General features: G+C 44.3%; 6 protein-coding genes. All 6 read right to left on the bottom strand.

Annotation, left to right across the window (positions count from 1 at the left end):
* Positions 1 to 57 precede the first annotated feature (57 nt).
* Positions 58 to 1,434, bottom strand: a complete 1,377-nt coding sequence (locus AB4517_RS14415) for an O-antigen ligase family protein (RefSeq protein ID WP_017059586.1) — start codon at positions 1,432 to 1,434, stop codon at positions 58 to 60.
* Between the two features lie 252 nt (positions 1,435 to 1,686).
* Positions 1,687 to 2,793 (bottom strand): glycosyltransferase family 4 protein, encoded by a 1,107-nt coding sequence (locus AB4517_RS14410; RefSeq protein WP_017063896.1) that lies wholly within the window; start codon positions 2,791 to 2,793, stop codon positions 1,687 to 1,689.
* Positions 2,774 to 4,285, bottom strand: a complete 1,512-nt coding sequence (locus AB4517_RS14405) for a sigma-54 dependent transcriptional regulator (protein WP_017059588.1) — start codon at positions 4,283 to 4,285, stop codon at positions 2,774 to 2,776. Before AB4517_RS14405 ends, AB4517_RS14410 begins: the two co-directional genes overlap by 20 nt.
* 224 nt (positions 4,286 to 4,509) lie before the next feature.
* Complete coding sequence (locus AB4517_RS14400; RefSeq protein ID WP_017066737.1) at positions 4,510 to 4,914, bottom strand: Hpt domain-containing protein; 405 nt, start codon at positions 4,912 to 4,914, stop codon at positions 4,510 to 4,512.
* A gap of 379 nt (positions 4,915 to 5,293) precedes the next feature.
* Positions 5,294 to 6,526, bottom strand: a complete 1,233-nt coding sequence (locus AB4517_RS14395) for a glycine betaine/L-proline ABC transporter ATP-binding protein (protein WP_017059590.1) — start codon at positions 6,524 to 6,526, stop codon at positions 5,294 to 5,296.
* Positions 6,519 to 7,418, bottom strand: coding sequence for a proline/glycine betaine ABC transporter permease (locus AB4517_RS14390; RefSeq protein ID WP_017059591.1), 900 nt, complete (start codon positions 7,416 to 7,418; stop codon positions 6,519 to 6,521). Before AB4517_RS14390 ends, AB4517_RS14395 begins: the two co-directional genes overlap by 8 nt.
* Positions 7,419 to 7,421 lie beyond the last annotated feature (3 nt).

Below are 7,421 nucleotides of genomic sequence, written 5' to 3'. Positions count from 1 at the left end.
TTCATATATTGTGCCATCTAATAAATATAATATTTTCAATAGGTTAAAATGTGTCTTTTAGGTTTTCTCATTTTGACAGGCAGTTTGAGATACATTTGAGACGCAAACTGTGAGTGCTGCGAGGATATAAATCGGCCAGTTGAAGCCTTGAGTCAAAAATGTACCCGACACGATTGTTCCAATCAGACCTGCATAGATCGCATAGGCGACCGCATTGAGTTCGGGGGCGATTTCTGTGGCCGAGTTTTTTAACCTCGTTAGCGTAGAGCGAGAGGTTTTGATCAAAGAAACGATAAGGCAGACAAAAATGATCAGACCAATAAAGCCTGTTTCTGCCAACACACCAAACCAGGTACTGTGAACGGCGTGATTCAGTCCGTCCCAGTGCGAACTATAAAAGAAGTAGTTCGAGAAGAAGTTGTTCAACCCTACGCCAGTCAGTGGATTTTCAACTGCCATCTTTATTGCTGCTTCCCAAGCATAGATTCGACCCATTGCAGATTCATCGATACCTTGTTCAGCGGCACCACCAGAAGACCTGTCTGAGATACCAGCAACTAAATAGAGCACCACGGCCGCGACAGTTCCCACTGAGATTAAGAGAACTTTAGAGCGCACTAGCTTCCACGCAAAAATACCAATCACCGCAATACAACCCAGTAATCCGCCACGGCTTTGAGTGGCAATAATTGCGGCGAGCAGTAACAGACAAACTAAGGCACTGATTAAACGTTTGGATCGTGAGATGCCAGTCGTGGTGGCTTGGCTTATTGTAAAGGCGAGTGGGAACATCAGTACCAGTGCTAGGTCGTTCGGGTCACCTAACATAGAGCCAAAATCGCGGCCAATAGTCACGCGTGAGCCCTCGACAAGCCCAATACCATTTACTGAGTTGTACACGGCAATAGAGCTGACTAAAGCGCCAGCGTAGATAATCGTCATCGCGGTTTTTGCGAGATTTTCCGTGGTGTTTACTAGCCAAGTAATCGCAAGCGTCATCACTATAATTTTCCAATAAACGCCCTTGAATTCTGCTAGTGCTATTGGCCTGTTGGACGCGAAGATAATACCAATGAAAACCAATACCCAAAATATGGCGAGCCAATTTAAACAAGGGTGCCAGAAGATTTTAAGTTCTTTACTGATTAATGCATGCCATAAAAGAGCCGACAGAGCGCCTAATGAAAGCATCAGCGGTATTTTTAGCGAATAGAGCTGAGGTATAGCTTCGTGAATTCGGAAAAATGAAAAGACAACGAACAATAGAACTAACCAGAATGTTTTGTTTAACACGAATAACCCGGCCAATGGCACAAGAGCGAGCGCCACAATGACAGCAGGGTGAGGCACAAAGTACCAAACAACACCAAGCCCAACACACAAGGTGCTGATCGTGATGATGACTGGCAATCTATTGGCTTCAGGGTTGACCATTGTGACCTCTATTGGCAAATAAACTCTTTAGGACTCGGCTCGTAATCTTTTTAAGACGTAGTTACGCCTGATGTTAAAGATTGCAAAGTGAGTGCCAGTTATGCATTTTGTTTAACTTACTGATTTAATGTTGGATTATTAAGTGAGGGCGTAGCCTTGAGGTGAGTTTTGTCATTTTGAGAATCAGTATAAAACTGTCTAAAGTACTTAAATCATCAAGCCAAAATAACCAGTTATCGACTAAGGCTAGAATTAACGGTCGAGTTGATAGATTTCCAACAACTGCGGGACAACGGCTTGTGGAGAGTATTGGTTTTTCACGGTTTCTATCGCGTGACTCTTGAGAGAGTTACGTTGCTCGTTCGTCAATGACATCCACAAAGATAAAAACTGTTCTAGCTCAGCTTCTGAATTTGCAAGGTAGCCGTTAACTTGATGCTCGATGAGTTGAGGCAAGTTACCAACTGAGGTGGCGAGAACGGGAATGCCACGAATCATGGCTTCTAATGCCGCCATAGGTAAGCCTTCAAAGCGAGAAGGGATGATTAACAGATCGATTTGGCTCCAGACGTCGTCCATATTGGTCTGATGCCCATGAAAGGTCACATTATCAGGCTGCGATTTAACTAAGATGTCCATTTCTGGCCCGTCACCAAAAAGCTCAAACCGAACATCAGGAAACTGTTTGGCTAATGCAACAAATCGATCAGGCGCTTTTTCATGGCTCAATCGCCCCACAAAACCAACATGGAATGGGCTTGATGAAGGGGAGCTTGTTAACCCGGTTGGCATTTTAACAAAGTTATTCAATTGATGGGTTTGACTCGGCACTTTCGCTTTAATCTTTTCACTGACCACGAGCGACTGATCAGAAAGAAAACTGCTGTAACGGTCGAGCCAATCATAAAGCCATACTTTGCCTGTTGGGGTTTCACCTGCGTGATAAGTGGTGATTTGCTTTGTGTTGTTGAAACGAGGCGGAAGCTTGATTAACTTGCTGACCAAACTGGCTTTGTAACCATGAGCATGGATAAGCCTTGGTTGATAATGTTGAACTGCACGTTTCAGCTGTGTCGCGCTATTGCCATTTGAATCTACAGAACATGAGGCTAAATCGGAGAGGTAACTAAAAGGGATGTTCAGCGCATTCAACTTTTCAACGATGATCGCTTCAGGATTAAACTTAGTCAAAAGAACGATACGAACAGCCTCTGAATACTGAGCGCTTTCCGATATCAGGCCTTGTGCTAATTCTAAAACATGCGTTTCTATGCCTCCAAAAGTTTGGCTGTCGATCAACAGCCAAATCTCATGAAGGTTTATGTCGAGTACACCTTGGTTAGGCTTGATTGTACTCATCTTCCGACTCCCAAGCCTGTTTCTTACGATAAACAGTAGAAGGGCTAAGTTCTAACAGCACAGCAGCGTTTAACACATTCCCATCGCAATGATTGATGGCATGTTGAATGGCTTCACGTTCTATTTGCCACATTGGACGAATAGCACCTTCGCTTGTGGTAAATGCAGGCGTCATCGGCTCGTTGTGAGCTTGAGCAACTGACGATTGTTCCAACTCTTCCGGAGTAATCGGTGGCAACTTAGCTTCTGGTGCTTCAACAACTGCAGGTTGAGGCGCAGTTACTCGAATTGGTGTCACTGATTTAGATGATGGAGCGGCATCTACTTTATTAATCGGAGGCGGTAACATGTCTTTAGTCACGCTCGTTTCATTGTTCAACACCACGATGTTACGGATGATGTTTTGCAACTGACGCACATTGCCTGGCCACGCATAACGTTTAAGTAGATTCTGCGTTTCTTTGTCTATTGATTTGAACTTCTTCTTGTCTTGCTTCGCGTACAGTTTCAAGAAGTGATTAGATAGGGTGACAATGTCACTTCCTCGTTCACGAAGCGGTGGCATTTCGATAGGCACAACGTGAACACGATAGTAAAGGTCTTCTCTAAAACGTCCTTCTTCTACTTCAACCAGTGGATCGCGGTTGGTCGCACAGATAATTCTGACATCCACTTTAATCTCGCGGTTGCCACCGAGTGGAGTAAACGTACCAGTTTGCAAAAATCTGAGGAGCTTCTTCTGCATCTCCAGTTCCATTTCACAAAGCTCATCGAGAAATAGGGTACCGCCATGCGCTTGCATTGCTGCACCTTTACGGTCGGTTGTCGCACCGGTAAACGCACCTTTAACGTGACCGAAGATTTCACTCTCCATTAGGTCTCGAGGGATAGCGCCGCAGTTAATGGCCACGAAGGGTTTACCATTACGCTGACTCTCTTGGTGAATCGCTTCCGCACACACTTCTTTACCTGTACCACTTTCGCCGTTAATAAACACGCTGGCAGTGGTTGGTGCTACCGAATCAATGATCTTGTAAACCGCCTGCATGGGTAGGCAAGAGCCAATGAAATTATGAAAACGATCACGATCGAATTTGCTTTGCATGTTATCGACGAGGTTTTCGAGTTTCGCTCTTTTTAGATGCAAGCTAACAGAGGTCTTGAGTCGATCGGCTTGAATGGGTTTCTCTAAGAAGTCTTCTGCACCGCGTTGGATAAGGTCTACCGCGATGTTTACTGAACCATGCGCTGTCGCGATGATGACAGCGGTCGGTATTTCGTTAGCAGTAATCCAATCTAAGACTTCTTCGCCTGGCATGTCAGGAAGCTTAAGGTCGAGAATCACAAGCTGTGGAGAGTGCCTTTCAATGAAGGTCTTAGCTTCCGCGCCGGTTTCGACGTGGAAAATATCATAGGGCTCGTCTTTTACGTACTGCTTGTAGAGTACGGCGAGTGAGGTGGAGTCTTCAACTAACAATACCTTAGGGCGCATTGTGTATTCCTTTTGAAACTTTATCCTAACCAATCAATAACATAGTGATATGCAACCATCAATACGAGTCTTGTGTATTTTGTTATCTACCACATGCAATCTTTTAAGAAGCGGCCTGTATAACTTCTCGCATTGCTGTTCATGATGGAGCCCATCTTATGGCGACTATATTAATAACGACTGTTTTGAGTTTTTAATCTGATACCGATAATGAACATGCAAAGCTAGCTGAAGCCTGCCTCTTTCCTTTCAAGCAAGGCTTTTATTGAACGCTCTGCGAGCTCTAGTAATTCATCAACTTGTCGAAATGCCGCATCATGACTCTGTTCTAAACATAGCTTTTCTAAAGCTCGAGCTAATTCACCCAAAGGGCGATTACCTAACGAAAGCGCTGTGCTGCCGAGAGTGTGGACCTCGAACTCAAGTGTTTGAGCGTCTTTCTGCGTGACTGCCTCTTTTATAGCGACCAAGCGTGTTTGTGATTCTTCGACATAATGGTCGATCAAGATAGGGATAATGTCCGCACTTGTATCGCGAATCATTTGCTCCAGAACGCTTTCATCGACAAGCTTGCTCACTTGTTGTGAGTTTAGATTTGTAGCTGCGTCTGACGCTAAAGTAGAATTCATCAAACTAAGTCCTTTTATTGAGCTTAATATCTGTTAATACTATTAAGTTTTAGTCATTTTCTAGAATAATTTCAACTGGTTGCCGTACAAATAGAGCATTTAATTGGCATCTCACTCATCTTGCTATTGGGTTTGTGACAAACCTAACGGACTGATTTTATTTTGTTTTCTCTTATGAAATATAAACTTAGGTGCCTATAAAGCCTAAGGTGCGGGTAGATCTCAGAAGAAAACGAGCCCGATACAAATAAAAAAGACCACTGCAGTGAAATAACAACAGTGGTCTTAGAGCGGTTTATGTAGTTTAGGCTAATCTAAATAGCGATAACGCAAATAGCGATAATTTAAACAGCCGAGCTTTAAATCACGAAAAGTAGGACTACGAAGCTTTATCAATCTTTGGCTTTGGGTCGGCTTCTACTTCTTCCTCGCTACTTTCTGAGAAGATATCAGCAACAGCGCTTCTCTCGAGTTCACCTTTTAGATTACCGTCTTCATCAACAACTGGAAGAGAGTAGTCACAAGACATAGTGTCCGGTAGCACTTCTTCAATCACCGCATCTGGTAAGATGGCAGGGACTTCTTCGTATATCTCATCACTAAAATCATGTACCGATGAATCTTCAACTGCGTCTTGTAGGCTCTCTTGTGTGACTAGGCCTTGATAGCCGTCATCCGTTACGTGATAAGCGTAATCGTTTTTCAGCATCTTCATCTGTGCCAGAGCACCTTCAATCGTTTCTGATGTGATTCGATACAGAGGAGGCTGCATAACGGTTTCAACGGTCAGTGCACGAGCACGGTTTACGTCTTTCACGAACGCTTCCACGTAATCATCGGCTGGATTTAGCAGAATCTCATGTGGTGTGCCTTGTTGTACTAACTCGCCGTCTTTCAAAATTGCGATTCTATCGCCTAGGCGGAGTGCTTCGTCCAGATCATGAGTGATGAAAACAATCGTCTTATGAAGCTTCTCTTGAAGTTCGATAAGCTGATCTTGCATTTCACTTCGAATCAAAGGGTCGAGTGCCGAAAAGGCTTCATCCATTAACAAGATTTCAGCGTTAGTACACAGAGCGCGAGAAAGGCCAACACGTTGTTGCTGACCACCTGAAAGTTGCGCAGGGTATTGCTTGCCGTAACCTTTCAAGCCCACGGTTTCTAACCATTCGTTGGCTTTTGCTAAACGGTCTTCTTTTTTGATGCCTTGTACTTCCAACCCGTACGCAACGTTTTCAACCACAGTGCGATGAGGCATTAAGCCAAAGCGTTGGAATACCATCGACATTTTATGACGACGGAACTCTTCTAGCTGTTTAGTGTTGAGGCTCATCACATCAATGCCTTCAACCATGATTTTACCTTGAGTCGGGTCAATCAAACGGTTGAAGTGGCGAATCAGCGTCGATTTACCCGAGCCAGAAAGCCCCATGATAACGAAGATTTCACCACGGTTAATCTCAAGGTTGATCTCTTTCAAACCAACGGTATGACCCGTATCCGCAAGAATCTGATCTTTGTGTTCGCCGTTTTGAACTCGGTTCATAACAGACATTGGTTTCGGTCCAAACACCTTGTACAGACCACTAATTTCAATCAATGGTTTAGTCATGCTTGAATCCTCCTAAATGCGCATTAGTTCTTCTTGCGTACGCTTGTGAAGCGCGGTCAAAAAGGATTGCGAGGGCAACGATGGCGAAACCATTCATCAAGCCTAATGTGAAGTACTGGTTAGTAATCGATTTGAGAACCGGTTGTCCTAGGCCTTTCACACCAATCATGGATGCGATAACAACCATAGACAGTGCCATCATGATGGTTTGGTTAATACCCGCCATGATCGTTGGCATTGCTAGAGGAAGTTGAACACCCCATAAGCGTTGCTTTTTGCTCGCACCGAAAGCGGTAGCGGCTTCAAGGACTTCTTTATCAACTAAGCGTATGCCTAGGTTAGTTAGACGAATTACAGGTGGGATCGCGTAGATAACCACGGCGATTAGCCCTGGAATCTTACCGATGCCCAGTAGCATTACCACTGGAATCAAATAAACGAACGCAGGCATGGTTTGCATGATATCGAGCATCGGCGTAACAATTGACTGAGCTCGATTTGAACGAGCCATCGCAATACCAATCGGAATGCCCAAGAATATTGAAACCAAGGTACATACAGTGATGATACTGAGCGTCCGCATGGTGTCTTCCCACATTCCAAAGTAACCAATGAGAAGTAGAGAAGCTACACAGCCTAGAGCCAGTTTCCAAGAACGGCTTGCTGCGTAGACAAGGCTGGTACACACAGCCAGGACTATAATCCAAGGTGTTGAGATAAGGAGTTTTTCAAACCAAACGAGGAATGAAAGAAGAGGGTCAAAGAGAGATTCAATCATTTCGCCGTATTCACGGGAAAATTCACGGTATGCGCCATCTAGCGTCTTTTTTATGGTTCGTAAATCACCGCGTTCCATCTCTGGAAAGCTTGATAACCAATTGCTGTCAGCCATTTT

The organism is Vibrio sp. 10N.222.52.C3, from assembly GCF_041474195.1.
Taxonomy (GTDB): Bacteria; Pseudomonadota; Gammaproteobacteria; order Enterobacterales; family Vibrionaceae; genus Vibrio; species Vibrio crassostreae_C.
This window is presented reverse-complemented; position numbering and strand designations above follow the sequence as displayed.

Coding starts and splice junctions, on each gene's coding strand:
- AB4517_RS14400 (WP_017066737.1), bottom strand. CDS start 4,914: ATGAATTCTACTTTAGCGTCAGACGCAGCTACAAATCTAAACTCACAA.
- AB4517_RS14390 (WP_017059591.1), bottom strand. CDS start 7,418: ATGGCTGACAGCAATTGGTTATCAAGCTTTCCAGAGATGGAACGCGGT.
- AB4517_RS14410 (WP_017063896.1), bottom strand. CDS start 2,793: ATGAGTACAATCAAGCCTAACCAAGGTGTACTCGACATAAACCTTCAT.
- AB4517_RS14395 (WP_017059590.1), bottom strand. CDS start 6,526: ATGACTAAACCATTGATTGAAATTAGTGGTCTGTACAAGGTGTTTGGA.
- AB4517_RS14415 (WP_017059586.1), bottom strand. CDS start 1,434: ATGGTCAACCCTGAAGCCAATAGATTGCCAGTCATCATCACGATCAGC.
- AB4517_RS14405 (WP_017059588.1), bottom strand. CDS start 4,285: ATGCGCCCTAAGGTATTGTTAGTTGAAGACTCCACCTCACTCGCCGTA.